The sequence below is a fragment of the Streptococcus sp. 27098_8_109 genome (assembly GCF_041432295.1).
GTDB lineage: Bacteria > Bacillota > Bacilli > Lactobacillales > Streptococcaceae > Streptococcus.
The window spans coordinates 15,228-40,099 of the sequence record NZ_JAPVZJ010000002.1; the positions used below are offsets into that span (position 1 = coordinate 15,228).

Genomic DNA, 24,872 nt, shown 5'->3' on the forward strand with positions numbered 1-24,872 from the left:
TCCTTTCCTCCAAAATATGCTATAATAATACCAAAAGATAAAGAAGGAAGTCTTATGATTAAACTACTAGCCTTGGATATGGACGGAACCCTCCTCAATGAAGCCAAGGAAATCCCACAAGCTCATATTACTGCTATTCACCAAGCTCTTGAAAAAGGTGTCAAACTGGTACTTTGTACGGGCCGCCCCCTTTTCGGTGTCCTCCCCTACTATAAAAAACTGGGGCTTGACCTCCAGAACGAATATGTCATTGTTAACAACGGTTGCTCAACTCACCAGACAAGTGATTGGAGTCTGGTTGATTGGCAAGAACTCAGTCCATCTGACATTGAATACCTCTATGACCTAGCTGAAAAAAGTGATGTTCAGTTGACTCTTTTTGATGAGGAACATTATTTTGTCCTCGGTGGCAAGCCTAATGAAATCATTAAAAATGATGCCGACCTAGTCTTTTCAGACCTGACTGAAATTTCTCTTGAGGAAGCGACTAGTGGCAAGTACAGGATGTTCCAAGGGATGTTTTTGGGGACAGAGAGCCAAACAGACGATTTTGAGCAGCGTTTTGCTGAGGAGCTTTGTCAACGATTTAGTGGAGTTCGTTCGCAGCCTGTCATTTATGAAGCTATGCCACTTGGTACGACAAAGGCTACCGCTCTTTCTCGACTAGCAGATATTTTGAATATCAAGCCATCAGAAATCATGGCCATGGGCGATGCCAATAACGATATCGAAATGCTCCAGTTTGCAGGACTTGGCATTGCAATGGGAAATGCCAGCGATTATGTCAAATCCCTAGCTGATGACGTTACAGCAAGCAACGAAGAAGACGGCGTTGCGCATGCGATTGAGAAATATATTTTATAATTAAGAAGCCCAGTTCATATCAACTGGGTTTTGATATTTAAGAATTCCTAAAACTTTAGAAACTCTTTAGAAATGCTTGAGCTTTCTTTGATTTCTATGCTTTATACTAAAATTATCAAAATCAATCAAAAGGAGAGAATCATGAAAACAGTACTTGACATTCATGGATTGTCCAAAAACTTTGACAAACAAGCTATCCTTCAGGATCTTCATCTAACGATAAGAGAGGGAGATATTTATGGACTTATCGGAAAGAACGGAGCTGGGAAGACCACCTTAATAAAAATTATTACGCAACTACTGTTTGCGGATAAAGGAACTGTTTCCCTCTTTTCTAGTCAATCGGAAAATGAGTGGACCAGGGCTCTATCTCGAGTAGGTTCAGTGATCGAATCACCTGTAGCTCATAATCACTTAACAGCCTATCAAAATCTGAAATATTATTGTATGATTAGACATATTCCAAATGCTGATCAAGTCATTCGAGAAACGCTTGACTATGTAGGTTTGCCAGATACAGGTAAGAAAGTCTTTCGTGATTTCTCGCTAGGAATGAAACAAAGACTTGGTATTGCCATTGCCCTCCTATCCAAACCAGACTTCCTAATCTTAGATGAACCTATCAACGGTCTCGACCCAATCGGTATCAAAGAATTTCGACTAATGATTCAACGGCTCAATCAAGAAAAAGGAATAACCATTCTCATCTCTAGCCATATCTTGTCAGAACTCTATCTCGTAGCAAATCGTTTTGGTATTTTAGATCAAGGTAAGATTATCCGTGAAATCAGTAAAGCTGAATTTGAAACACTAAGTGAGGATTATATTGTCCTTAAGACAGCTGATCAAGAGAAAGCTTGTCAAGTATTGAAAGAACAAATCCAGCTCCAGTTCAAGGTTGTTAATCCTGAAAACGAAATTCACATCTTTGGTCAGGAACAAGATGTCAAACAGATTCTCAAGGAATTAACCTTGGCAGATGTTGACATTGACGAGATTTACTACGCCCGTCAAAACCTAGAAGAATACTTCACTCAATTGGTCGAATAGGAGGAAAATCATGATACATACCATTCAAGCAGACTTTTACCGTCTTTTCCGTTCCAAAGGTTTTTGGATTACAGAGGTCATTCTCTTTGCTCTCATGCTAATGGGTGCAAGTATAGGAGCTACGGGTCATCTGATGGCAATCCAGACAGAAGAACCAGAAATTCCAACCCAAGGTTGGAATGGTGTACAAGCCCTGATCAACGCATCTAGTCAAGGTTCAAACCTCGTTTTTCTCTGCATCATTCTAGCTTGTCTCGTTCTTGGAGTTGATTTAATCGGTAAACTCTATAAAAATAATTTAACAGTGGGTGTCTCTCGTACCGAGTTTTTTCTAGCCAAAGCCTTTGTATTGGCTTGTATTGCACTTTTACAAGTCATCATCTGTCTTGTAATTGCCTTTATTCCAGCAACTATCTTAAATGGATTTGGAACTATGCCTGATGGCTTTATTGGCAATCTACTGGTAACCATTTTCCTTCAATTTCTTTGCCTCCTTGCTTGGCTTTCCATTGTTTCCTTCATTCTCTATGTTAGTCATTCTTATATTGCGGTATTTATTGGTTATTTTGTCAGCTCTATCTTACTTTCTATGCCAATGCTCATTTTTCCAAATATCAAAATTTTACCATATTTATCGTTGCAATTTTTCTATGCTATGACTGCTAATAGTGAATCAATTTTCTACACACTTATAGTTAGCTTAGCTGTTATTGTAATCTTTAATCTAAGTGGACTGACAGTTTTCAAAAAGAAAAGTCTATAAAAAATGACCTCCTCTAGGCTACAGAGGAGGTTTCTTTTTGTTAAAAGTAAATGCAAACTGACAACCATTGCCCATCTGTGCTTAGTTTCATCTCTGCACCAAGAAGATGGCATAATTCCTCAGTGATATAAAGGCCTAAACCAGAGGATTCTTCCGTATCAGATAGATTTTCAGAATAAAAACGGTTGCTGAGATTTTCTATTCTTTTGATGGGCTGTTTGACAAGGTTTGCAATCTCTAAGACAAGCTGTCCCTTTTCCTTCCTAAAAGATAGCCGCGCTTCCTCCTTGCCATGCTTGAGGACATTTCCAAGCAAATTTTGTAAAATCCGATCCAGCAAGTTTTCATCAGTCCTCATTGTTAAACCAGCTTCAACCTTAAAATCAAGCGTGATATTTGCCGCCTGAAAAACATCATAATAAGCCAAAGTCTTTTTGGTGATAAAAGCTGAAAAATCCACTTCTTCCAGTTTCGGTTTGACAGCTCCTTCCATCAAACGACGGTATTCTAGGAGAGCCTCCAAACGTTTAGAAACTAAATCAAGATGCTGGGCTATTTTTTGTAAGGTTTCTGCTTTATCTTCAGGAGACTTTATCAATTGTTGGGTGTAGCCTGAAGCGATAGTCAAAGGCGTCCGAATATCATGGGCGATATTGCTGATGGCCATATCCAGAGTCTGCTTTTCCCTTTTCATCACCAACCGAGATTGTTCCACTTCTTGAAATAAATTCTCAATCTGCTGGTAGAGCTGTAAAAAATGTTTGGAAAAAATGCTGACTCCGACTCTTTTCATGCTACCTGTGAGAATCTTGTCTTCAATCTGTTGACTCAAGTTTTTAAGTGCTAGATGGTAGCGAATCAATGCAATCGATAAAATAATTAGGAGTATCAGTAGGACAAAAATTATCATGTAGGTCATTGCTTGTCTCCTTTTAATCTTACCCCAACTCCCCAGATGGTTTCAATATATTCTTGATTTGGGTCAAGCTGGTTTAATTTTTTTCGAAGATTACTCAAATGCGTATTGAGAGTATTATCTCCAGATAGATAGCTCTCCTCCCAGACCAATTCATAAAGTTCTTCTTTTGTAAAAATTTTCTTAGGGTGTTTAAGGAGAGTTTGGAGAATTAAGCATTCTTTCTTGGCAAGGCGAATCGTTTCCTGACTATTTTTGATTTCAAAACTTTCGGCATCAAACTGGATATTTTTCAAGTTTTGTGGCAGATTTTCAGTTTTTTCTATTTCCATAGGCTGTTTTTCTACACTTTGGCGTAACTGAACAGTAACTCTTGCAAAGACTTCATCCAAATCAAAAGGCTTGACGATGTAATCATTGGCACCGTCTAAGAGGTATTGACTGATTAACTTCTTATCGCTCAAAGCCGTTAGCATAATGACTGGAGTTTGACTTTGTTCCCTGATGGCTTTTAAAACCTGATCCCCATTTTTCCCAGGAAGCATGATATCTAGTAAAACGAGGTCAATCCCCCCTTGGTCAAAACGCATGATTCCTTCTGTACCAGAAAAGGCTTGAATCACCTCATGCTCCTCAGCAAGAAGTGTTCGCAAAATTTCTTGAATGTCACTATTGTCTTCAATAACCAATATCCTAGCCATAAACACCAACCTTTCTGCAACTATTATAGCATGTTTTATTGATAAAGCTTAAACAGAAAAGCTCCTCGCATAAAAGCGCGAGAAAGCCTTAGAGGTTTAAAATATAAAATCCACTTGCTAGATGATCTAGTATACTTAATAGTTGCTAATAAGAAGTTAGTCTAGCAGAATGAATCTCTCATTTCTCCCCTACTAGTCCGTAATTCGATGATACATTTCGGGTCTTCTATCTCGAAACAAGCCCCAGTTTAGGCGTTCACTTGCTCCCTTGTCTAGATCATAAGTAGCTAACAGAACAGCTTCAGCTTGTCTTTCAGCTCGTTCTAGAATAGCCCCTGTTTCATCCGTCATAAAGGATGAACCGTAGAAGTCAAGACTGGAACTCTGTCCACCATTTTCCTCACTAGGAGTGACTTCTTCCAAACCATAGCGATTGGCTGCGATGACTGGAACAATATTTGCTGCTGCGTGTCCTTGCATGGTACGTTGCCAATGGCCACAACTATCTGTATCCAAAATTGGCTCTGAACCGATAGCTGTAGGATAAAAGAGCAATTCAGCACCATTTAACGCAAGACAGCGCGCTGTTTCAGGGAACCATTGATCCCAACAGATACCGACCCCAATCTTAGCATAGCGAGTATCCCAGACCTTGAAACCAGTGTTACCAGGCGTGAAATAAAACTTTTCTTGATAATAATGATCATCTGGTATGTGGGTCTTCCGATAAACGCCCAGCACTTCCCCATCTGCATCAATGACAGCAATTGAGTTATACAAGACATTGCCATCTTTTTCATAGAAACTGATCGGTAAAACGACTTCTAGTTCCTTAGCAAGCTCCTTAAAATGCTGAATAGCTGTATTGTCTGTCACCGACTGGGCATGCTGGTAGTAGTCATACTGACGTTCCTGACAGAAATAGGGACGTTCAAACAACTCTGGTAAGAGAATGATTTGTACGCCTTGTTCTGCAGCCTGACGTACTAAACGCTCCGCTGTTTGAATATTTGTTGCCACATCCTTAGCGCATTGCATCTGGATGGCTGCAACTTTTACATTTCTCATCTTTTTCTCCTATTCTGGGATTTGTTGGGTGATACAGTGAATATTTCCACCACCTAAGAGAATATCTCTGGCTGGTATTCCGACAACTTTACGGTCCGGGAAACACTTACTGAGGATATCTAAGGCTACTTGGTCATTGACATCTTGAAACTGGGGAACAAGGACAACCTTGTTGGCGATATAAAAGTTTACGTAGGAAGCTGCTAGTCGTTCACCAGCGTATCGCTCTTCTTCTCCTTCTTCATAGATGTAGCCTGGCAAATCCTCTTCAGTTATAACTTGCTGAATAGCTGGAATTGGAAGTTTATGAATGGTGAAGTGTCGACCTTTTGCATCTGTTTCTTGCTCTAAAAGTTCGAGATCTGCTTTTGACATGACATACTGAGGATCGTTTTGATCATCTGTCCAAGCCAAAACAAGCTCTGCAGGACCAACAAAGGCTGCAACGTTGTCAACGTGTTCATTGGTTTCGTCCTGATAAATACCATAAGGAAGCCAGATAACTTTGTCAGCACCTAGATAGTCCAATAATCTTCTCTCAATTTTTTCTTTACTAAGATGAGGATTACGACCAGGACTAAGCAAGCAACTTTCAGTTACGAGAATGGTTCCTTGGCCATCGCTATGTATCGCTCCGCCTTCCAATACAAAAAGCTTGGCATCATAAACAGGCATTTCCAAGGTCTCAGCAAAACGACTGGCTACTTGGTCATCATCTTCATAATCTTGATAAAGACCATCAACAGCACCACCCCAAGCATTGAAAGACCAGTCTACTGCCAACTTTTCCCTTTTATCATTAAGGAGAATAGTCGGACCTGTATCACGCGCCCAGGCATCATTGGTGGGAATGTCTAAATAAACAACCTTGTCTCCAAGATAAGATTGGGCTTCAGATAGATAATCTTGCTCTACCAAAAGATAGACTCTTTCCCCTTCTGCTATGGTTTTGATAATCTGGCTAAATGCTGCTTTAGCAGCTTTTCCTTGAAAGGGCCATGAACCTGGTCGAGTCGGCCATATCATGAGGGTACCATGATGGGGTTCGTACTCTGCTGGCATGCGATAGCCTAATTTTTTGGGACTGTCCATCATGATAATCTCCCTTTAAAGTCTTGATAACCAAAAGATTTGACTAATCTGCAGTCACCCTGCTCATCCATGAGATAGAGACTTGGCAATCCAATACCATTAAAGGTATTATTTTTGACAAATGAGTAAATAGCCATATCTTCAAAATAAAGTCTATCACCGATTTGAACTGGATTTTCAAAGCTATAATCACCAATCACATCTCCTGTCAGACAGGTATTGGAAGAAAGTCTATAGGTATGGGCTTTTTCCTGAGCGGCAAATCCATTTCTCAAAGGTGGACGATAGGGCATCTCAAGTACATCAGGCATATGGCAGGTCGCAGAGGCGTCTAAAACCAAGATTTCCATACCGTTTTCGACAATATCCAATACTTCAGTTGCTAGATAACCTGCATTGAGCGCAATGGCTTCACCAGGCTCGATATAGATTTCAAGATTGTAAGTTTCTCGGATACGCTTGATCTCAGAAATCAGCAAATCTACATCATAGTCCTCTCTTGTGATGTGGTGTCCGCCCCCCATATTGAGCCATTTGACCTGATGCAAATAGGCTCCAAATTGCTCTTCTACTGCTTTCAAAGTTGTCTCTAAATCATCTGCTCCCTGCTCGCAAAGGGTGTGAAAATGAAGACCATCCACCAAATCCAGCAAATCACTCGGTATCTTGTCTGAAGTTACTCCAAAACGGGAGCCAGGTGCACAAGGGTCATAGAGCGCGTGGTCACCTTGAGTTGAACACTGAGGGTTAAGTCGCAAACCCACGCTTACACCAGCATCCCGACAACGGGCCCCATGTTTACGCAACTGTCTCTCTGAGTTAAAGACGATATGATTTGTTATCTCCAGCAATTCCTCCAAGTCCGCATCCTTAAAGGCTGGCGCAAATACATGGACTTCTCCTGGAAATTCTTCCCTAGCTAGCTTAGCTTCATAGAGTCCACTGGCTGTCGTACCTGATAGATACTGGCTAATCAAGGGATAGGTTTTGTAGAGGGAATAAGCCTTCTGGGCAAGCAAAACCTTGCAACCAGCCTCTTCTTGTACATATTGTAGAATGCGGCAGTTTGCTTCTAACTTGGCCAAGTCAATGACATAGGCTGGCGTTGGTACTTGTTCTAACTTCATCAGTCCACCATTTGTGGATTTTCAACCACAATCCAAGGCAAACCATACTCATTCAAAGCTTCCATGAATGGATCTGGATCCAACTCTTCAAGGTTGTAAACTCCAGCTTGTTTCCAAGTACCGTTCATAACCAATTTTGTACCAATCATGGCTGGAACTCCTGTTGTATATGAAATAGCTTGTGAACCAACTTCTGCATAACATTCCTGATGGTCGCAGACATTGTAGATGTAGATGGTCTTTTCAACGCCATCTTTGACACCTGTAAAGATACATCCAATATTGGTTTTACCAACAGTGCGTGGCCCAAGGCTGGCTGGATCTGGAAGCAAGGCTTTCAAAAATTGGATTGGTACAATTTCTTGACCGTTGAAGTTAATGGTATCCGTACGAAGGAGACCGACATTTTCCAGACATTTCATGTGCGTTAGATAAGATTGACCAAAAGTCATAAAGAAACGAATACGTTTGACACCTGGAATGTTCTTGGCCAATGATTCAATTTCTTCATGGTGAAGGAGATACATGTCTTTTTGTCCGACCTGAGGGAAATCGTACTCGCGCTTGATTGACATAGCTTCCACTTCGACCCATTTTCCATCTTCCCAGTAAGAACCTGGCGCAGAAACCTCGCGGAGATTGATTTCTGGGTTAAAGTTTGTCGCAAATGGATAACCGTGGTCACCACCATTACAGTCTAAAATGTCGATATAGTGGATTTCATCAAAATAGTGTTTAAGGGCGTAAGCAGAAAAGACGCTGGTCACACCTGGGTCAAAACCAGAACCAAGCAGAGCGGTCAAGCCTGCTTCTTTGAATTTCTCTTGATAAGCCCACTGCCATGAGTAGTCAAAGTAGGCTGTAAAACCAAGTTCCTTACAACGTTTCTCATAAATAGCACGCCACTCAGGGTCTTCTGTGTCTTCTGCTTCATAGTTGGCCGTGTCGATATAGTGAACACCTGTTGCCAAACAAGCGTCCATAATAGTCAAGTCTTGGTATGGTAGCGCTACGTTCAAAACGGCTTCTGGTTTGTAGCTTTCAATCAAGGCAATGACTTCTTCGACCTTGTCAGCATCAAGTGCAGCAGTTTCAATTTTTGTCGTAGTTTTACCTTCTAGCTTCGCTTTCAAGTCATCGCATTTTGACTTGGTACGGCTAGCAATCATAATCTCTGTAAAGGTTTCACTATCTTGACAAATCTTTGAAATAGCAACTTGGGCAACGCCCCCACATCCAATAACTAATAAACGACTCATTTTTTTCCTTCCTCTTCTTCTAAAATGTCCTCAACATACTTGGGCAACATAAAGGCTCCCACGTGTAAGTTTGCAGTGTAGTATTCTGTGAAAAGCTGGCGTTTTTTCCAGCCTTCCTTATCAAAATCTTTGACAGGGTGGTATTTTTTCGATGCAAACCCAAATAACCAATAGCCAGCTGGACTGGTTGGAATATGGGCCTGATAGACCCGGCTGATTGGAAAGGCTTGATTGACCTTGCGATGCATACTTCGGCAAGCTGACTCATCCTCATCAAAGAAGGGACTCCCATGCTGGTAAATCATGATACCGTCTTCTTTCAGAGCCCTATAACTATTGCCGTAGAATTCCTTGGTAAAGAGCCCTTCCGTATGGCCAAACGGATCTGTCGCATCGTTGATGATAATATCGTAATCATCTTCGCAGTTTCGCAAAAAGCGTAGCCCATTTTGGTAGTAAATGGTAACACGAGGATCATCTAGCCCTGCAGCAAAGTCTGGGAAATACTCACGACAGACTTCAACCAACATCTCATCTGGTTCCACAATATCGATTTGTTCCAGCTCAGGATAGAGTGTTAATACTTGGGCGACACCGCCATCACCACCCCCAATAACCAATACTTTCTTGGGATTTGGGTGGACAGCCATGGGAACGTGGACGGTCATTTCATTGTAGACAAAATCATCCGCATCTGAAAACAAGACATGCCCATTTAAAATCAGTATTTTCCCAAAAGCTGGTGTATCCAAGACTTCGATATCCTGCCATTCACTTTTACCAGCGTAGAGTTGCTTGGCTGTTCTCAGGGACAATTTCACATCTGGAGTATGAACTTCAGAAAACCATAAATCCATCTAGTTCTCCTTTCTCTTAATGACGTTGATGTGATTGACCTCAGGATCTTCCGTCCCTTGGAGGGAGCAACCACGTTCCTTGGCAAATTGGATATAGTCTACAATTTCACGTATAATGCGTTCACCAGGAGCCAAGATAGGGATTCCTGGAGGGTAACACATAACAAATTCTCCACAGACTTGTCCAACAGAATCATCCAAGGTTAAACTTTTTCTTTCTGAATAGAAGGCTTCTTGTGGAGACAGCACTAACTCGGGCTGAATATATTCTCCAGCTATCAAGTCTTTTCCATCTCTCGAGTAAAGTCTCTTGATATCAGCCAAAGCACCGACCAAACGCTCGATGTCTTGGATACGATCACCAATCGAAATATAGGCCAAGATATTGCCAATATCACCAAACTCAATCTGAATGTCGTATTCGTCTCGTAGGAGGTCATAAACCTCGATACCTGTTAAACCAATACCCTGAGTGTAAACTGACAGCTTGGTCACGTCAAAATCGCAAACCGAAACACCGTCTATTAACTCTTTTGAGTAGGCATAGTATCCACCGATAGCATTGATTTCACGACGAGCATACTCTGATAACTCAATGACCTTCTCAAAAGACTCTTTACCACGAAGAGCCAAGTTGCGACGCGAAATATCCAGACTAGCCATCAACAAATAAGAGGCGGATGTTGACTGGGTAAGATTGATAATCTGACGTACGTATTCAGGATTCATCTGCTCCCCGATTAAAAGAAGCGAACTTTGGGTCAAACTTCCACCAGACTTATGCATGGAGACTGCTGCCATATCAGCACCTGCATCCATAGCAGAAATTGGAAGTTTATCTGTAAAATGCAAATGCGCTCCGTGGGCTTCATCTACTAAAACCATCATACCAGCTTCATGAGCCATTTTTGTCAATCCCCTTAGGTCTGAACAGATTCCGTAGTAAGTAGGATTGTTAATCAAAATGGCCTTGGCATCTGGATGGTCCTTTATGGCCTTGGCTACTCGATCATTTTCAAGACCTAAAGCGATACCAATTTTAGGATCTACACTCATCTCGATATAGATGGGAATGGCACCACATAGAACCAGCGCATTGATAGCAGATTTGTGGACATTTCGTGGCAGAATAATCTTATCTCCTGCCTTGCAGGTTGCGAGAATCATAGTCTGCACCGATGAAGTTGTTCCTCCAATCATGAGAAAGGCATGGCTAGCTCCAAAAGCATCAGCTGCCAGCTCCTCTGCATCCCGAATAATCGAAATGGGGTGGCCTAAATTATCCAAGGGTTTCATCGAATTGACATCAATACCTACACATTTTTCTCCTAAGAGTTCGACAAGTTCTGGATTTCCTCGTCCACGCTTGTGACCTGGAACATCAAAGGGAACAATCCGTTTCTTGCGTAACTTCACCAAGGCCTCATAAATTGGAGCTTGGTTTTGATCTAACTCTTTCAAGACATACTCCTTTCCATATTTGTAGCGCCTCAAGAAGACGAAGGCGACTAAAGGTTGACTCATGAAAAAAGAGCAGGTTTTCACCTGCTCTGCAATCTTCTGACGTTTTTATGTTTGTTTCTGTTGAGTATGTCTGTTCCCGATGTTTCCTAACTCTCTAGTAGCAAATATTACGTACTTTATTGATCGTTTCACAAGATGACGTGTGCTTTCACCACACTAAAAATTTATGAATTAGGACAAGTATCCTAACATCAACTTATAAAAGTAGGCTTTTAACCCTATCAATAATGTGGTTTTTCAACCACGCTTCGGCATTCAACCCTGCCTGTCCGTAGGCATTTTTTACTCGGGTTTATATTTGCTAGAAAACATCATCTCATTTTCTAAGCTTTATTACTATATCACGTTTTTAAGAACTTGTAAAGCGGTTTACGAAGAAAATATAAAAATAGTTCGTAAAATATTTGGATTTTATTTGATTTTACACTAATTTTTCTCTTGTAAACGATTATAAAGTGAACAAAATGTTTATCGTATTTTATTTAAAATTTTTATGCTATTCTATACTCTTTACCTTTGGTGTTTAATCTATCAGAGAAGATGTCGACATTTTTATATCATTAAAACCGTGCAACTTTTTTCAGATACTTTTAAAAGATTGATTTCCCTATATTTTTCCTTTATACTGGATAAAAAGGAGAATAGTATGTCAGAAACAAATCACGAAATCGATTCAAATTTTGCAGGTCGGTTAAATATCCTGCGTGCGGGTGTTCTTGGTGCTAACGATGGAATTATTTCCATTGCTGGTGTGGTTATCGGGGTTGCTAGTGCTACTAGCAATATCTGGATTATTTTTTTATCAGGGTTTGCTGCTATCCTAGCTGGTGCCTTCTCAATGGCTGGTGGAGAATATGTGTCCGTTTCAACTCAAAAAGATACTGAGGAAGCGGCCGTTGCGCGTGAGAAACTCTTGCTAGACCAAGATATGGAACTAGCCAAAAAGTCCCTCTATGCTGCCTATATTCAAAATGGCGAGTGTGAAACATCAGCCCAACTTCTCACCAACAAAGCCTTTTTAAATAATCCGCTCAAGGCTTTGGTAGAGGAAAAATATGGGATAGAGTGTGAAGAGTTTACCAATCCTTGGCATGCTGCCATCTCTAGCTTTGTTTCTTTTTTCCTTGGTAGCTTACCACCAATGCTTTCAATTACCATTTTCCCAAGGGAATACCGCATCCCTGCTACCGTCCTTATCGTCGGTGTGGCCCTTCTTCTCACTGGTTACACTAGTGCCAAACTTGGAAAAGCCCCAACCAAAACGGCTATGATTCGGAACCTCGCTATTGGTCTTTTAACCATGGGAGTTACCTTCTTACTTGGACAACTTTTCAGCATTTAGAACACAAAAAATACCTCGATTTTGAAGTCGAGGTATCTTTTTTTACATTTGCACGATCTTGCGATAACTTCTTGAAGTAATCATGAAAATCAGCACATAGGCGATGAGGAAGATAGCGCAGATAGACAAGGTCACAATCAACATCATAGTCGTATCTATTACACCAATCACTTTTAAAATCAGACTAAGCATATGGTAGGCAAAGGCTAGGTGTATGAAGGCAAAGAGCAAAGGAAGGAAGAAAACAGTTAAAACCTGTTTGTTAATGGTTTGCTTGATTTGCTTTTGATCTAAACCGACTTTCTGCAAGATAATAAAGCGTTCACGGTCTTCATAGCCTTCAGAAATTTGTTTGTAATAGATGACCAGAACCGTTCCGACCATAAAGATAATGGATAGGAAAATACCGATAAAGAAGACACCACCAAAGAGGGCACTCATTTGAGCACTAGCATCTGATAAATTACTACCATAAACATAGCTACCTTCCGTGTTTAATTGAGCATTAAATTGATCGAGGTATTTATCATACTCGTCAGCGACCTTGAGTTGTTCTTCTTCACTGGCATTTACATTCATACCACCGTAAAACTGATTATAGATAGCCGAATCTGGGAATTGATCCAAAAAGGCTTGTAAATCAGGTACAACAAGATAATTGTAATCAGCAGTCAAAATATTAAACTGATTTGGGACATGGTTGACAATAAAATCTTTATTAAATTCTTCTTTGACAGAAAATTGATGATCATTCAGAATTAGAGTTTTCTGTTCTTTAACTCCCTCATTCTTGGCAAAGAGTCCGACCTCATTTCCTGATAGAGACAGTTTTTGACCAGTCATATTTTCATAATCTTTTTGGTCAAATACCATAAAAACTGTTGTGGGTTGGACACGATTTTGTCCTTTTTCAAAAAGTGTTAACTTATTTCCTTCTTGGTTTGCAACACCAAAGTAAGTATAACGAATTACTTCTTTCTCTTTAATCTTATAACCTTTGTCACTTGCAAACTGGCTCAAGAGTTTGTCCAAATCTTCTTTTTCAACATTTTGTCCTGAAACCCCAAAATCATGAGGATTTAGAACTTTTTTAAAGGATTCTGCGGAATTGAAAATGCTTGTCGCTGCTGACATGGTTACTAAAACCATTGTTGACAAAATAGCGATAGTTGCTAGTCCAACTGCATTTTTCTTCATACGGAAAATCAAGTTGGAAACAGATATGAGGTTATTAGGTTGGTAATAGTATTTCTTGTTTTTCTTTAAGATTTGAAGGAAAACGGTAATACCTGCATTGAACAAGAGATAGGTCCCAAAGATAACCAGTAAAACAGCTAAGAAGAAGGTTGTTAAGGCTGTAAGAGGATCTTTTACAGTAAGGGCAAGATAGTAGCCAATCCCTAAACTTATGGAACCAAGAATAGTTTGGAGAGGTAGGAAACGACCTTTTTTCTCACCACTAGCTTTCTCACGAGAGAGTTGGAGAGCATTCATACGGGCGATTCGAAGGGCATTCAGGAACATGAGGCCTAGGAAAATCAATCCAAAGACAACAAGTACTGCAATGACAACATTCATTTGGAAGGTAGCGACCAGCTCAACCTTCAATTTCATCAGTTTGAGCAAGAAAGCGAAAATTAACTTGTCAAACAAGGCTCCAATACCGATACCCGCTCCAACAGTTAGAATCCCAAATACCACTAACTCCTTAAAGGTCATACTGATAAGATGACGCTTCTCCAAGCCCAACATGCCATAAATTCCTAATTCCTTGGAACGGTTCTTCATGACAAAACTATTGGCATAGAGGACGATAATGGCTGACGCAAGGGTGACGACAAACATACCAAATCCAAGTGTAGCCTGAATGGTTGTTCCTCCACGGATTTCAGCAATCTTGGGATTGAAGGTTAGAGAGTAAAAGAGATAGGTGACAGTGACTGCCAAGAGAACAGCCAGCGCAAAAGGATAGTAGAGTTTGCGGTTTTTAATCAAGTTCGATACCGCTAACTTATTGGTTAATCGAAACATACTAATTCACCTCGCTTGCCATGACAGTCAAGGTATCAGAGATTTCTTGGAACATCTGACGCTCTGTTTTTTCTCCACGGTAGATTTGGTTGTAAAGAATGCCGTCCTTGATGAAAAGAACACGTTTAGCTCGGCTGGCCGCAGCTGTTGAGTGAGTTACCATAAGAATGGTTTGCCCGCGCTCATTGATTTCATCAAAAACATCAAGAAGTGCTGCAGATGATTTGGAGTCAAGAGCTCCTGTTGGCTCATCTGCAAGGAGAATTTCAGGTTCTGTGATGATGGCGCGGGCTACTGCTACACGCTGCTTCTGCCCACCTGAAATCTCGTAAGGGTACTTCTCTTGCAATTGGTTGATACCCAGATTTTCAGCTGTCACCACCAATTTCTTCATCATCTCCGTAATGGGTCTTCTTGACAAGACAAGGGGAAGCAAGATATTATCTTTTACAGAGAGAGTATCTAACAAATTAAAGTCTTGGAAGACAAATCCCAGCTTTTCACGACGGAAGCTAGAAGCCTGTGAATTTTTAATGGTTGCGGTGTCAGTTCCATTCAAGTAAACCTGACCACGAGTTGGTTTATCCAGCATAGCTAGAATATTGAGCAAAGTTGATTTACCAGAACCAGACTCACCCATGATGGCAACGTAGTCACCCTTTTCGACGGTAAAGTGAATATCCTTGAGGGCTTCTACTTGGTTGCCCTGAAAACGAGTTTTATAAATTTTTTGAACGTGTTTTACATCTAAAAGTGTCATGAGAATCTCCTTTCTTAATATCCCATCAAATGAAATGTTGCTTGCATCATAGCGCATCCCAGCTGAACACGCTCGATATCTTTATGGCTTGGTTTTCTTGTTTTCTTATGTAAGATTTGTTTCATGATGTTACTCCTTTGTTCTTTATGAGTCTAGTTTACATCAAAAAAAGACTGCTTGCCATAACCTAACCTTACAAAAGAGACTTTAATCTTACATTTTTGTAAGATTGGAGGAAATGTAGCCATTTCATTAAAAATATTTTACCATAAAAAGAAAGTAAGAAGAAAACCCTTGCGGATACAAGGGTTCAAAAATTTTAAAATAGATTAGTCGAATTCATAGACTGACAGTAAAATAACTGTTTCTACCTCACCAAAACCAGCCTTCATTATCGTCAATGGCTTGGGCTTCTTTGCGTTTCTATTTTATCATTTAATAGTTATTGACTTATCTAACTTAAAAAAATAATTTCGGATAGAAATAAATTGTCTTATATAATTATAAATATACTCGTACTTATAAAAGACATCCAATCCAAGTATTATAAATATCCTACACAATTTACACCTATAATTCCTCTTCTTAAGAATATCGTATGAAGTTTCTCATACTCAAATTGTTCATATTCAAATCGCTCGTATTCAAACTTCTCAAATTCAAACGGTTCGTATTCAAACTTTTCATATTCAAAAACTTCAATTCCTATTTCTTTTAATACTTCTTCTGGCAACTCGTAATTTTGATCCACTAAACCAAATAGAGTAAATCCTGAATCGACACAAAATGATAGTACTGGATTATATATTGAAGAGTAAATTACAGAACCAGCTATCGATCCTACAAAACTACCAATCATGTATCCTAAAGGGACAACTTTATTAAGTTTAGAAAGAAAATTAGGTAGAGGAATTTTAATATATGCATTTCCTAATAATCCCATTGAAAATGCACAGGTTGTAATAAACATTTCTTTAATTAACTCGTTCACCATCTCACTTCTATTCATCTCACCAGTAAATACTTTATACGAGCTCTTCATCGAGTTCATTACTAGTACTGTCACTACACCTACTACCGATGGATTAACTTTTTTAAAAGTCTTTCCAAGCACACCAGACAGACAACTTGCGGTAATTGCAGCAGATACCGTTCCTCGAACAAACCCCTCTCCTGCTCCTGTAAGTGCTGCAAAACCTATTTTTTTAAATTGTTTTTCATCGACATATCCATTCTTAATTAAATAAGCTATTGCATTCCAGATTTCCGGTACAACTTTCAAAACCATTGATATTGTGGCAGCTGTTAATCCTGCTTTGTATGATTTCTTTAATATATCAATGTATTTAATAAGATCTTCAGTTGTTAAGTGTAAATCCTCAGGATTTACTCCACCCTCCTTAGACAAAGTAGCAAGTTCACGTGCTTCCTGTTCCGACAAAGGAATCGATTCATTTCCCTCATTATCTTTAACTCTATCACTGAGTAATTCTAGAGTCTCTTCACGGCGATAAACTTGCTCCGGTCGCTTTACAGCATCTTCGCTTATTTTTCGCTCTAAAGACATAGTCCCTTCTTCTAACTGATCTGATGGAATTACTCTATACTGACCTGCGTAAACTGGAGAATTTAAATCTGTTTCAGCTGATAATCCCCGTTCTTCTAAATATTTCTCGAGATTATCATTCCCACCTCGAGCTTTATATTCATTGAAACGATTTAAAATACTTTTCGATTGCTGAATTGCACTTGCTGTCCCATCCTTATAATATTTTAAACCAAATTCAGCATCGAAGTTTATTCCTGTAATATCAGCAGAGCCAAAGTCATGGCTACGATCAACTTGTACCCTGTTTTTTGAAGAATTAATAGCTGCATTAATATTAAAAGTCCCAGCATGCCAAAACTCAGCAACATCTCCCTTTAGTGTATCTATACGTGCACCATTATATTCAAATTCATTTAGATTATTCACCAACTTCTTTATCTCTGATTCTACAGAGTCTAAATAATGTACACCAGCAGTATGTCCTGCAAAATTACCTGCATGCTTTTGAAAGAATTCGTATCCTTCTCTAAAGCCTTCCATTCATTATCCCTCCAAGAACTCAGATAATCCATCCATATATAATATTAATGTTAAAGCGCGATATTGTTGATCTGTAATTTTTCTCTGATCTTCTGTTGTTGTAATCCATTTAGTAGCTTCTGCAACCGCATTAACTGCATCTGCTGCAATAGCTGGCACAGGTCCCAAGAAAGATAATAATGTATTTCCAACATTCATCATAATATCAGGAATATCACCCATAACACCAACAGCTGCGTCTAGTGCTTGTTCATGAAGTGGTTTTTTAAACTCTATTAGTTCAAACTCAGTCTTGTAGTCACTACAGAGATTAATAAATTCATTGTAACTATCTGGGTTATCTATAGTACTTGAAACTAGCATCATACCACGCTTGCCTAACCATCCATATTTCATTCCAAGTTGGTCAAATTTTACAGTCATACTTGGTATTTCATCTTTACTAGCTTGATTTTCTCCTATAAACAAAACATGTTCATTAGACGATATTGTAGACATATTATCTAAATAATGCTTTTCTAACCAAACACTTACTTTAATTGCACCATCTTTAGTTCCTATAATTACGTCTTCTTCATCGTCATTAGCACTTACAAGTTGGCGTAAGTAATTAGCATATCCAACTGTACTCTCATCACATACAATAATTAACTTTGTTATATTTAGTTCGAACATAAAAAACTCCACATTTTATGAATATTATTTTTCGATTATGATTTCTTTTAGTAACTCTCTTTATAGATTCTTGAAAAATTTTTCACTATAATAATCAAAATCGTTTTATACGCTTATTATACCATTTAGCCATAGATTCTGACAAGATGAAAAAAAGCCTTGTCTTCTATAATACAAAGCTTATTTTCTTATTTAACTCACCAAAACCAGCCTTCATTATCGTCAATGGCTTGAGCTTCTTTGCGTTTACGTGGGCCTGTTCCGTACATTTCTGCTTCGATTTCTTCCTTGGTTGGCATGATAGAAGCTAGGATGATATAGATAATCACGCCAAGTCCAAAGTTTGCAACTGTAAAAATGGCAAACAAGAAACGAACAAGGGTAACATCAAAGTTCCACTTATCTGACAGACCCGCCAGAACTCCTGAAATCATGCGATTTCGTCTCATTTTATAAAATTTACTGTTCATGATATTTCCTCTTTCTGCTAGGTTAGACATAGTATATCACGGGTAGGCTCGGCTTTCATCAGTCCTCAGGCTGATTTATTAGTAGCAATTTACCTCTACAAACTCCACAGCGATAGCGTTTGGTATCAATCCTTCGCTTGCGCTGATAAGTTTGCCGGCAGGATTGGCAACGATAGAGCTTGAGTGGTTTGGAGTTGCTATTTGTCAAGGAAGGCACAAAGCGTAATCCATCCACTGCTTTCAACAGTTCCTTAAAATCCCGATCCTTGTGTTGATAGCCCTTCCCTTGGAAATAAAGGTGATAATGACAGAGTTCATGGCGGACAATTTTCCTAAAAACGTCCAACCCCAGTTCCTGATAAACCTTGGGATTAAAATCCAAATGCCCATCTTTTGGGAAAAATCGCCCACCTGTCGAACGTAGACGCCTATTCCACTGGGCTTGATGGATAAAAGGTCTACCGAAGTCTTCTAGCGAAACTTGCTTAACGTAATCAGTCAGATTCATTTGGAGCTAGAAGCGACAGATTGACTTTTTCACGTTCAGTATCAATTTTCTTAACCCAAACGGTCACCAAATCTCCAACTGACACCACTTGACTAGGGTGCTTTATAAACTTGCGACTCATGTGGGAAATATGGATCAAACCGTCCTCATGAATCCCAATGTCAACGAAGGCACCGAAATCAACGACGTTACGCACAACACCTTCCAGCTTCTGCCCAACCACTAGGTCTTTGATATCTAGGACATCTTGGCGAAGCACAGGTGCATCAAAGGAATCACGGAAATCTCGACCTGGTTTGAGAAGATCTGCAATGATATCTTTAAGAGTTTCGGGACCAAGGTCTAGCTCTTGCGCCATTTCCTTGACTGAAAGCGACTTGAGTTTGCCTTGGGCTTCTTCGTTTAGTTCTTTAATATCTAAACGTTTGAAGAGCTCCTTAACAGCACTGTAATTTTCTGGGTGAACTCCTGTATTATCTAGAATATTGCTACTTTCAGGGATACGGAGGAAACCAGCTGCCTGTTCAAAAGCCTTGGCACCCAGACGCGGAACCTTCTTAATTTGAGCTCGTGAAGTGATTTTTCCTTCTTCTTCACGGTATTTGACGATATTTTCAGAGATGGTTTTATTGAGTCCAGCGACGTGTGAAAGAAGAGCTGGGCTGGCCGTATTGACATTGACACCGACTTGGTTCACCACGGTATCCACGACAAAGTCCAGACTCTCAGACAATTTCTTCTGGCTGACATCGTGCTGGTATTGACCGACACCAATTGACTTAGGATCGATTTTAACTAACTCTGCAAGAGGATCTTGTAAACGACGGGCGATAGAAATGGCAGAGCGTTTTTCAACGGTCAAGTCAGGAAACTCCTGACGAGCTAATTCACTAGCAGAATAGACAGAAGCACCACTTTCATTGACGATAACATAGCTGACTTCTGGAAAATCTTTAAGAACTTCCGCCACAAAGGCTTCACTTTCCCGACTAGCAGTTCCATTTCCGATGGCAATAATTTCCACGCTATATTGACCAATCAAATCTGCCAAATCTTTCTTGGCTTCTTCGATTTGACGAACAGAGGCTGGTTTGACAGGATAAATGACCTGAGTTGTCAGCATTTTTCCTGTTGCATCCACGACAGCTAGCTTGGCACCTGTACGAAAGGCAGGGTCAAATCCAAGAACCACGCGCCCTTTCAGCGGAGCAACCAAGAGGAGATTGCGCAGGTTGTCAGAAAAGAGTTGAATAGCACCTTCTTCTGCCTTCTCAGTTAATTCTGTCCGAATACGGCGCTCGATAGCTGGCAAGACTTTTTTCTTAACAGATTGCTGAACCACTTCATCAATATAGGCGTTTTTCACCTTGAAACGAGCTGCAAAGAAGGCAAGGATACGGTCCGTTGCATGTTCAAAACCGACCTTCAAGACACCTAGCTTCTCCCCACGATTGAGCGCCAAGGTACGATAGCCCTGAATATTTCCAACCGTATCTGAAAAATCATAATAAATCTGAAAAACCTGCTTTTCATCAAGACTTTCATCCTTGACTTGAGAAGTGATTTTAGAGTGTCTTAGCACCTCCTGATAAGTCATGGTGCGCAAGGTCACATCTTCCGATAAGGCTTCGACCAAAATGTCAACTGCACCATCCAAGGCTTCCTTACCTGTCGCAAATCCTTCACAGACAAACTTTTCAGCCTCCTTCTCTAAGTCCGCTACATTCTGCAAGATTAATCGAGCAAGAGGGAAGAGTCCAGCTTCACGAGCAATGGTTGCCTTGGTTCGACGTTTTTCCTTGTAAGGAAGATAGAGTTCTTCAACGTCTGCTAATTTTTCGGCAGCTAAGATAGCTTCTTCCAATTCCTTGGTCAACTTGCCTTGTTCTTGAATCTTAGCTAAGACAGCTTCCTTACGGTCGTTGAGATTTGTCAGGCTTTTATCCAAGTCGATAATGGCCTTAATTGTCACCTCATCCAAACTACCAGTCATATCCTTGCGATAACGCGCAATAAAGGGAATAGTCGCCCCTTCAGCTGTCAAACTTAGAACAGTATCAATTTGCTTTAACGTCACTCCCAAATCCTGGGAGATTTTTTCATATTTTTTATCCATGAATCTATTATACCATAAGCTAAACGTTTCAAATTACCTCTTACAATTTTAAAACATAAGTTGGGAAATAAATTTACTTCATTTCAATATTCTATTCATTGAGAAGGTTTCAATTTAAAATTCTACTAGATTACAAAAGAATCTATGAGTAATTTCACTGTTTTTATTTTTTACAAAACGCTTTATAAAACTATTTGTTGAAGTTAACGAATCAATTTTCAGAGCAAATAAAAAATCGCAAGTCTGAGCCTGCGGTGGGGATAATCTTTTTTGAAATTTTTAAACAAAAAAAGGAGCATTTAAGCTCCCTCCTTTGAAATAACGGACACTTGGCTGGTCGGTGTACCCAGCATCTCAGATACCTTTTTCAAGGTGCGGCAGGAACCTTTCTGCCCTCAAATGTCTTTCGTTAATATTATTCTAGCACTATCTACTTTTTTTGTCAAGTTTTCTCAATCTACCAGACTTAATACGACTTTGTAACTTGTAATCTTGTAAACGATACATGGTCGGAACATAAAAGAAATCTCCACTTTTATGTAACTTGATGGCAACAAGAACATTATCATCAAATCTTTTAACATATTCAAAACTAGCATCTTTCTCTCGTGGATTGACCCCAACGAAATCTGGATTACTTAGTATAAGTTCCAGGTCTTCGATATGATGAATCACATCATTATGATGCCGTTTCAACATATGACTTCTTAAACCTTCTTTGTTAACTTTGATATCACTAGCTTCAAGAACAATATTAAAAATTTCTTTTACCTCGTCAGTAACCTGACCGATCTTTTTATGTTCCATCATTTCCTCCATTATTCCACAATTATTATATCACAATCATAGTGTATATTAGGATATATCACGCTCTATTATTCGTTAGATACTCAATTTTAACTTTTCCCTTTTCCTCAAAATAATAGTATAATAGGGGTAGAATTTAGAATCGAGGTACACCTATGGCTGTAAAATTTACAAAAACGGACGACTTAGATAAGATGTTTGAGGAGTTTGCGAAACTCCCTGATTTGAAACAAGTCACTTTCCCTGATGACAAAGAGAAAAAAGCCAAAGCAGAAAAGAAAAACTAGATGACTGCTTTCCAACAACTCCCGTCTAGTGTGCTTCAGACTGGGGCTATTTTTCTCTCTATAATCATTGAAGCCCTACCCTTTGTTCTGATAGGAAGTATTGTCTCAGGGCTGATTGAGGTCTATATCACACCTGACAAGGTTTATCATTTTCTCCCTCGAAATCGTTGGGGGAGAATCTTTTTTGGCACCTTCGTTGGTATACTTTTCCCTTCTTGCGAATGTGGGATCGTCCCCATTATCAATCGTTTTCTGGAAAAGAAGGTTCCTAGTTACACGGCTGTTCCCTTTCTCGTAACAGCGCCTGTTATCAATCCCATTGTTCTCTTTGCGACCTATTCTGCCTTTGGCAACTCCTTCCACGTCGCCCTGTTACGAGCTCTGGGTTCCATTGTTGTGGCTGTGATACTTGGGATTTTTCTAGGATTTTTCTGGCAAGAACCGATTCAAAAAGAAAATCGTTTGGCCTGTCATGAACATGATTTTTCTCACTTGACCCCTGCAAAAAAAGTTTTTCAGGTCTTTGTGCAGGCCATTGATGAATTTTTTGATACGGGACGCTATTTGGTATTTGGCTGTCTCTTTGCCTCTATGATACAGGTCTACGTTCCAACTCGGATTCTGACCTCTATTAGTGCGACCCCTCTTTTTGCCATCCTGCTCTTGATGCTTTTGGCCTTTCTTCTCTCTCTCTGCAGTGAGGCGGATGCCTTTATCGGTGCTTCTCTTCTCTCAAGTTTCGGCTTGCCACCAGTTCTGGCCTTTCTCGTTATTGGTCCAATGCTGGATATCAAAAATATTCTCATGATGAAAAATTACTTGAAAGCACGATTTATCGGTCACTTCATTACGATTGTGACACTCGTTGTCTTAGTATATTCTCTCTTGATTGGAGTCATCCTATGATTCGATTTTTAGTTTTAGCTGGCTATTTTGAATTGACTATTTATCTCCATCTGTCCGGAAAATTAAACCAGTACATCAACATGCACTATTCCTATCTAGCCTATATTTCCATGGTGCTTTCCTTTATCTTGGCTATTGTTCAATTGTATATCTGGATGAAGCAAGTCAAAACCCACAGTCATCTGAACAGCCGATTGGCAAAGGTGACAAGTGTTGCTCTTCTGGCTATTCCGATTGTCGTCGGTTTAACTTTTCCAACTGTTAGCTTGGATTCTCAGACCGTTTCAGCAAAAGGCTATCATTTCCCCTTATCAGAAGGCACGGATCAAGCCATTCAGACAAGCGAAGGGACGACAAGCCAATATTTGAAACCAGATACCAGTTCTTATTTTTCAAAATCAGCTTATGAAAAGGAAATGCGAACTGCGGCGGATAAATACTTATCCCAAAATAGTATTCAGATCACTAATGAAAACTATATGGAAGTCATGGAGGCTATCTACGACTATCCAGATGAGTTTGAGGGTAAGACAGTCCAGTTCACAGGCTTTGTCTATAACGACCCCAGTCATGCCAATAGCCAATTTTTGTTCCGCTTTGGCATTATTCACTGTATCGCAGATTCAGGTGTCTATGGATTGCTGACCAAGGGAAATACCCGTCAGTATGAGGACAACACTTGGATTACTGCCAAAGGAAAACTGGTCAATCACTACCATAAAGAACTCAAACAAAACCTCCCAACCTTGGAAATCGATAGCTTTACAAAAGTCGATAAACCAGAAAATCCTTATGTGTATCGCGTGTTTTAAAAAACGAGATAAAAACATAAAAAACAAAACGAACAAGTTCTCTTCTGAATGACAGAAAAAGAGCCTGTTCGTTTTTTGTTATCTGAGTATTAATGATTTGTAGATTTAAATCTTATAACATAAGTAGCTCAGTGAGAATAAGCGAGCCACTCATTAATCAGACTAGCGATTTCTTTGGGTGCTTCAGTATAAAGCTCATGGCTAACGTTTTCTAGAAAAATAGTATCAAAATAGTCTGGCAATTCTTTTAGGGCGTCCTCTCTCCATGTAGCTTCATTAGGATAGCGAGGACTAATAAACAAGGTATCTCCCACTTCTCTCTTAAAAGCTTGGATTTTTCTTCGTAGACGGAGTATCGCTTCTATATTTTCATAATTTATAGCCAACTCATATCTATTATACTCTGCATTCCAGTGATAGGACTGTCTTACAGCTTCCTCCATATTTTCTGACCAATGCTTTGCTTCAGATTTTTCTTTAGAAATAAGAACATCTAAGTCCGAAACAACTTGAGATTCAATATAGTTTTTTGTTTCCTCTAATTCCACATCTAAAGGTAAAATCTTATCTAAATCTAGATAGCCACCATCCAAAAGAATCAGTTTTGTCACTTCATAAAATTCCGATGCAAGATAACGCGCCAAATCTCCTCCAAGAGAATGACCTATCAGACAGATAGAGTCTCCTTCTACAATCTCATTTTTAAACCATAATTTCAATTCTGTTTCATCTCGAAGATGCTTTTCATATGGACTTAGAAAATAAACCTGCGAATCTAGTTCTTGAAGAAAATCCTTGCTATGATAGATATTGCTTCCCAGACCGCCAATAAAATATTTTTTCATTCT

24 protein-coding genes are annotated in these 24,872 nt (G+C 39.6%); 7 read left to right on the forward strand and 17 right to left on the reverse strand.

All coding sequences use genetic code 11. The features are described 5' to 3' along the window. Positions 1-54 precede the first annotated feature (54 nt). The 3 genes from O3664_RS01045 (at position 55) to O3664_RS01055 (ending at position 2,677) form a co-directional block, all read left to right on the forward strand. Complete coding sequence (locus O3664_RS01045) at positions 55-864, forward strand: Cof-type HAD-IIB family hydrolase (protein WP_261052397.1); 810 nt, start codon at positions 55-57, stop codon at positions 862-864. Between the two features lie 141 nt (positions 865-1,005). After that, complete coding sequence (locus O3664_RS01050; protein WP_261052396.1) at positions 1,006-1,914, forward strand: ATP-binding cassette domain-containing protein; 909 nt, start codon at positions 1,006-1,008, stop codon at positions 1,912-1,914. A gap of 10 nt (positions 1,915-1,924) precedes the next feature. Then, a complete protein-coding gene (locus O3664_RS01055) occupies positions 1,925-2,677 on the forward strand; it encodes an ABC transporter permease (protein WP_261052395.1) in 753 nt (250 codons plus the stop codon). A gap of 40 nt (positions 2,678-2,717) precedes the next feature. Here O3664_RS01055 and O3664_RS01060 read toward each other — a convergent pair whose 3' ends face one another. The 8 genes from O3664_RS01060 to O3664_RS01095 form a co-directional block, all read right to left on the reverse strand. Beyond that, positions 2,718-3,596, reverse strand: a complete 879-nt coding sequence (locus tag O3664_RS01060) for a HAMP domain-containing histidine kinase (protein ID WP_261052394.1) — start codon at positions 3,594-3,596, stop codon at positions 2,718-2,720. After that, a complete protein-coding gene (locus tag O3664_RS01065) occupies positions 3,593-4,294 on the reverse strand; it encodes a response regulator transcription factor (RefSeq protein ID WP_371613501.1) in 702 nt (233 codons plus the stop codon). The genes O3664_RS01060 and O3664_RS01065 overlap by 4 nt, the downstream gene beginning before the upstream one ends. Before the next feature lie 192 nt (positions 4,295-4,486). Continuing rightward, positions 4,487-5,362 (reverse strand): N-carbamoylputrescine amidase, encoded by an 876-nt coding sequence (gene aguB, locus O3664_RS01070; protein ID WP_371613502.1) that lies wholly within the window; start codon positions 5,360-5,362, stop codon positions 4,487-4,489. A gap of 9 nt (positions 5,363-5,371) precedes the next feature. Then, the gene (gene aguA, locus O3664_RS01075) at positions 5,372-6,457 is read right to left on the reverse strand and encodes an agmatine deiminase (protein WP_371613503.1); all 1,086 of its coding nucleotides are present in this window, start codon (positions 6,455-6,457) and stop codon (positions 5,372-5,374) included. Then, positions 6,454-7,581, reverse strand: a complete 1,128-nt coding sequence (gene nspC, locus O3664_RS01080) for a carboxynorspermidine decarboxylase (RefSeq protein WP_084949863.1) — start codon at positions 7,579-7,581, stop codon at positions 6,454-6,456. Before nspC ends, aguA begins: the two co-directional genes overlap by 4 nt. After that, positions 7,581-8,840 carry a saccharopine dehydrogenase family protein gene (locus O3664_RS01085; RefSeq protein WP_084949865.1) on the reverse strand — a complete coding sequence of 420 codons (1,260 nt, stop codon included), beginning with the start codon at positions 8,838-8,840 and terminating at the stop codon, positions 7,581-7,583. The genes nspC and O3664_RS01085 overlap by 1 nt, the downstream gene beginning before the upstream one ends. Continuing rightward, complete coding sequence (speE, locus tag O3664_RS01090; RefSeq protein ID WP_000366713.1) at positions 8,837-9,697, reverse strand: polyamine aminopropyltransferase; 861 nt, start codon at positions 9,695-9,697, stop codon at positions 8,837-8,839. The genes O3664_RS01085 and speE overlap by 4 nt, the downstream gene beginning before the upstream one ends. Continuing rightward, complete coding sequence (locus O3664_RS01095; RefSeq protein WP_371613504.1) at positions 9,698-11,158, reverse strand: aminotransferase class I/II-fold pyridoxal phosphate-dependent enzyme; 1,461 nt, start codon at positions 11,156-11,158, stop codon at positions 9,698-9,700. A 709-nt stretch (positions 11,159-11,867) separates the two neighbouring features. Between O3664_RS01095 and O3664_RS01100 the strand changes: the two genes are divergently transcribed. After that, positions 11,868-12,563, forward strand: coding sequence for a VIT family protein (locus O3664_RS01100; protein WP_371613505.1), 696 nt, complete (start codon positions 11,868-11,870; stop codon positions 12,561-12,563). Between the two features lie 42 nt (positions 12,564-12,605). On the opposite strand, the gene O3664_RS01105 is transcribed toward O3664_RS01100, so the two are convergent. From O3664_RS01105 to O3664_RS01140, 8 genes are all read right to left on the reverse strand, one after another. Then, the gene (locus O3664_RS01105; RefSeq protein WP_371613506.1) at positions 12,606-14,594 is read right to left on the reverse strand and encodes an ABC transporter permease; all 1,989 of its coding nucleotides are present in this window, start codon (positions 14,592-14,594) and stop codon (positions 12,606-12,608) included. Position 14,595: 1 nt separating this feature from the next. After that, positions 14,596-15,354: an ABC transporter ATP-binding protein gene (locus O3664_RS01110; protein ID WP_000173372.1), complete on the reverse strand. Its 759-nt coding sequence runs from the start codon at positions 15,352-15,354 to the stop codon at positions 14,596-14,598. A 544-nt stretch (positions 15,355-15,898) separates the two neighbouring features. Next, on the reverse strand, positions 15,899-17,443 hold the full coding sequence (locus tag O3664_RS01115; protein ID WP_371613507.1) for a hypothetical protein: 1,545 nt from the start codon (positions 17,441-17,443) through the stop codon (positions 15,899-15,901). Positions 17,444-17,446: 3 nt separating this feature from the next. Then, the gene (locus tag O3664_RS01120) at positions 17,447-18,118 is read right to left on the reverse strand and encodes a hypothetical protein (RefSeq protein ID WP_125443171.1); all 672 of its coding nucleotides are present in this window, start codon (positions 18,116-18,118) and stop codon (positions 17,447-17,449) included. Positions 18,119-18,315: 197 nt separating this feature from the next. Next, complete coding sequence (locus tag O3664_RS01125) at positions 18,316-18,588, reverse strand: PspC domain-containing protein (protein WP_001085044.1); 273 nt, start codon at positions 18,586-18,588, stop codon at positions 18,316-18,318. Between the two features lie 58 nt (positions 18,589-18,646). Continuing rightward, positions 18,647-19,096, reverse strand: coding sequence for a SprT family protein (locus O3664_RS01130; protein ID WP_371613508.1), 450 nt, complete (start codon positions 19,094-19,096; stop codon positions 18,647-18,649). Then, positions 19,083-21,212: a Tex family protein gene (locus tag O3664_RS01135; protein WP_371613509.1), complete on the reverse strand. Its 2,130-nt coding sequence runs from the start codon at positions 21,210-21,212 to the stop codon at positions 19,083-19,085. Before O3664_RS01135 ends, O3664_RS01130 begins: the two co-directional genes overlap by 14 nt. Positions 21,213-21,638: 426 nt before the next feature. After that, complete coding sequence (locus tag O3664_RS01140; protein ID WP_173876747.1) at positions 21,639-22,019, reverse strand: PBECR2 nuclease fold domain-containing protein; 381 nt, start codon at positions 22,017-22,019, stop codon at positions 21,639-21,641. A 155-nt stretch (positions 22,020-22,174) separates the two neighbouring features. On the opposite strand from O3664_RS01140, the gene O3664_RS01145 reads away from it, so the two are divergent. Genes O3664_RS01145 through O3664_RS01155 form a run of 3 tightly spaced genes read left to right on the forward strand, consistent with a single transcriptional unit; the run spans position 22,175 to position 24,024 of the window. After that, entirely contained in the window at positions 22,175-22,306 is a 132-nt protein-coding gene (locus O3664_RS01145) for an SPJ_0845 family protein (protein WP_004234728.1), read from the forward strand. Next, positions 22,307-23,212, forward strand: a complete 906-nt coding sequence (locus O3664_RS01150; RefSeq protein WP_261049694.1) for a permease — start codon at positions 22,307-22,309, stop codon at positions 23,210-23,212. Next, the gene (locus tag O3664_RS01155) at positions 23,209-24,024 is read left to right on the forward strand and encodes a TIGR03943 family protein (protein WP_371613510.1); all 816 of its coding nucleotides are present in this window, start codon (positions 23,209-23,211) and stop codon (positions 24,022-24,024) included. The genes O3664_RS01150 and O3664_RS01155 overlap by 4 nt, the downstream gene beginning before the upstream one ends. A 128-nt stretch (positions 24,025-24,152) precedes the next feature. Here the strand turns inward: O3664_RS01155 and O3664_RS01160 are convergent, their stop codons facing one another. Continuing rightward, a complete protein-coding gene (locus tag O3664_RS01160) occupies positions 24,153-24,869 on the reverse strand; it encodes an alpha/beta hydrolase (RefSeq protein WP_261115821.1) in 717 nt (238 codons plus the stop codon). Positions 24,870-24,872: the final 3 nt, after the last annotated feature.

What these genes read in the sequence shown, in the direction of transcription:
- O3664_RS01045 (WP_261052397.1), top strand. Translation starts at nt 55, where the DNA reads ATGATTAAACTACTAGCCTTGGATATGGACGGAACCCTCCTCAATGAA.
- O3664_RS01050 (WP_261052396.1), top strand. Translation starts at nt 1,006, where the DNA reads ATGAAAACAGTACTTGACATTCATGGATTGTCCAAAAACTTTGACAAA.
- O3664_RS01055 (WP_261052395.1), top strand. Translation starts at nt 1,925, where the DNA reads ATGATACATACCATTCAAGCAGACTTTTACCGTCTTTTCCGTTCCAAA.
- O3664_RS01060 (WP_261052394.1), bottom strand. Translation starts at nt 3,596, where the DNA reads ATGACCTACATGATAATTTTTGTCCTACTGATACTCCTAATTATTTTA.
- O3664_RS01065 (WP_371613501.1), bottom strand. Translation starts at nt 4,294, where the DNA reads ATGGCTAGGATATTGGTTATTGAAGACAATAGTGACATTCAAGAAATT.
- aguB (WP_371613502.1), bottom strand. Translation starts at nt 5,362, where the DNA reads ATGAGAAATGTAAAAGTTGCAGCCATCCAGATGCAATGCGCTAAGGAT.
- aguA (WP_371613503.1), bottom strand. Translation starts at nt 6,457, where the DNA reads ATGATGGACAGTCCCAAAAAATTAGGCTATCGCATGCCAGCAGAGTAC.
- nspC (WP_084949863.1), bottom strand. Translation starts at nt 7,581, where the DNA reads ATGAAGTTAGAACAAGTACCAACGCCAGCCTATGTCATTGACTTGGCC.
- O3664_RS01085 (WP_084949865.1), bottom strand. Translation starts at nt 8,840, where the DNA reads ATGAGTCGTTTATTAGTTATTGGATGTGGGGGCGTTGCCCAAGTTGCT.
- speE (WP_000366713.1), bottom strand. Translation starts at nt 9,697, where the DNA reads ATGGATTTATGGTTTTCTGAAGTTCATACTCCAGATGTGAAATTGTCC.
- O3664_RS01100 (WP_371613505.1), top strand. Translation starts at nt 11,868, where the DNA reads ATGTCAGAAACAAATCACGAAATCGATTCAAATTTTGCAGGTCGGTTA.
- O3664_RS01105 (WP_371613506.1), bottom strand. Translation starts at nt 14,594, where the DNA reads ATGTTTCGATTAACCAATAAGTTAGCGGTATCGAACTTGATTAAAAAC.
- O3664_RS01110 (WP_000173372.1), bottom strand. Translation starts at nt 15,354, where the DNA reads ATGACACTTTTAGATGTAAAACACGTTCAAAAAATTTATAAAACTCGT.
- O3664_RS01115 (WP_371613507.1), bottom strand. Translation starts at nt 17,443, where the DNA reads ATGGAAGGCTTTAGAGAAGGATACGAATTCTTTCAAAAGCATGCAGGT.
- O3664_RS01120 (WP_125443171.1), bottom strand. Translation starts at nt 18,118, where the DNA reads ATGTTCGAACTAAATATAACAAAGTTAATTATTGTATGTGATGAGAGT.
- O3664_RS01125 (WP_001085044.1), bottom strand. Translation starts at nt 18,588, where the DNA reads ATGAACAGTAAATTTTATAAAATGAGACGAAATCGCATGATTTCAGGA.
- O3664_RS01130 (WP_371613508.1), bottom strand. Translation starts at nt 19,096, where the DNA reads ATGAATCTGACTGATTACGTTAAGCAAGTTTCGCTAGAAGACTTCGGT.
- O3664_RS01135 (WP_371613509.1), bottom strand. Translation starts at nt 21,212, where the DNA reads ATGGATAAAAAATATGAAAAAATCTCCCAGGATTTGGGAGTGACGTTA.
- O3664_RS01140 (WP_173876747.1), bottom strand. Translation starts at nt 22,019, where the DNA reads ATGGAACATAAAAAGATCGGTCAGGTTACTGACGAGGTAAAAGAAATT.
- O3664_RS01145 (WP_004234728.1), top strand. Translation starts at nt 22,175, where the DNA reads ATGGCTGTAAAATTTACAAAAACGGACGACTTAGATAAGATGTTTGAG.
- O3664_RS01150 (WP_261049694.1), top strand. Translation starts at nt 22,307, where the DNA reads ATGACTGCTTTCCAACAACTCCCGTCTAGTGTGCTTCAGACTGGGGCT.
- O3664_RS01155 (WP_371613510.1), top strand. Translation starts at nt 23,209, where the DNA reads ATGATTCGATTTTTAGTTTTAGCTGGCTATTTTGAATTGACTATTTAT.
- O3664_RS01160 (WP_261115821.1), bottom strand. Translation starts at nt 24,869, where the DNA reads ATGAAAAAATATTTTATTGGCGGTCTGGGAAGCAATATCTATCATAGC.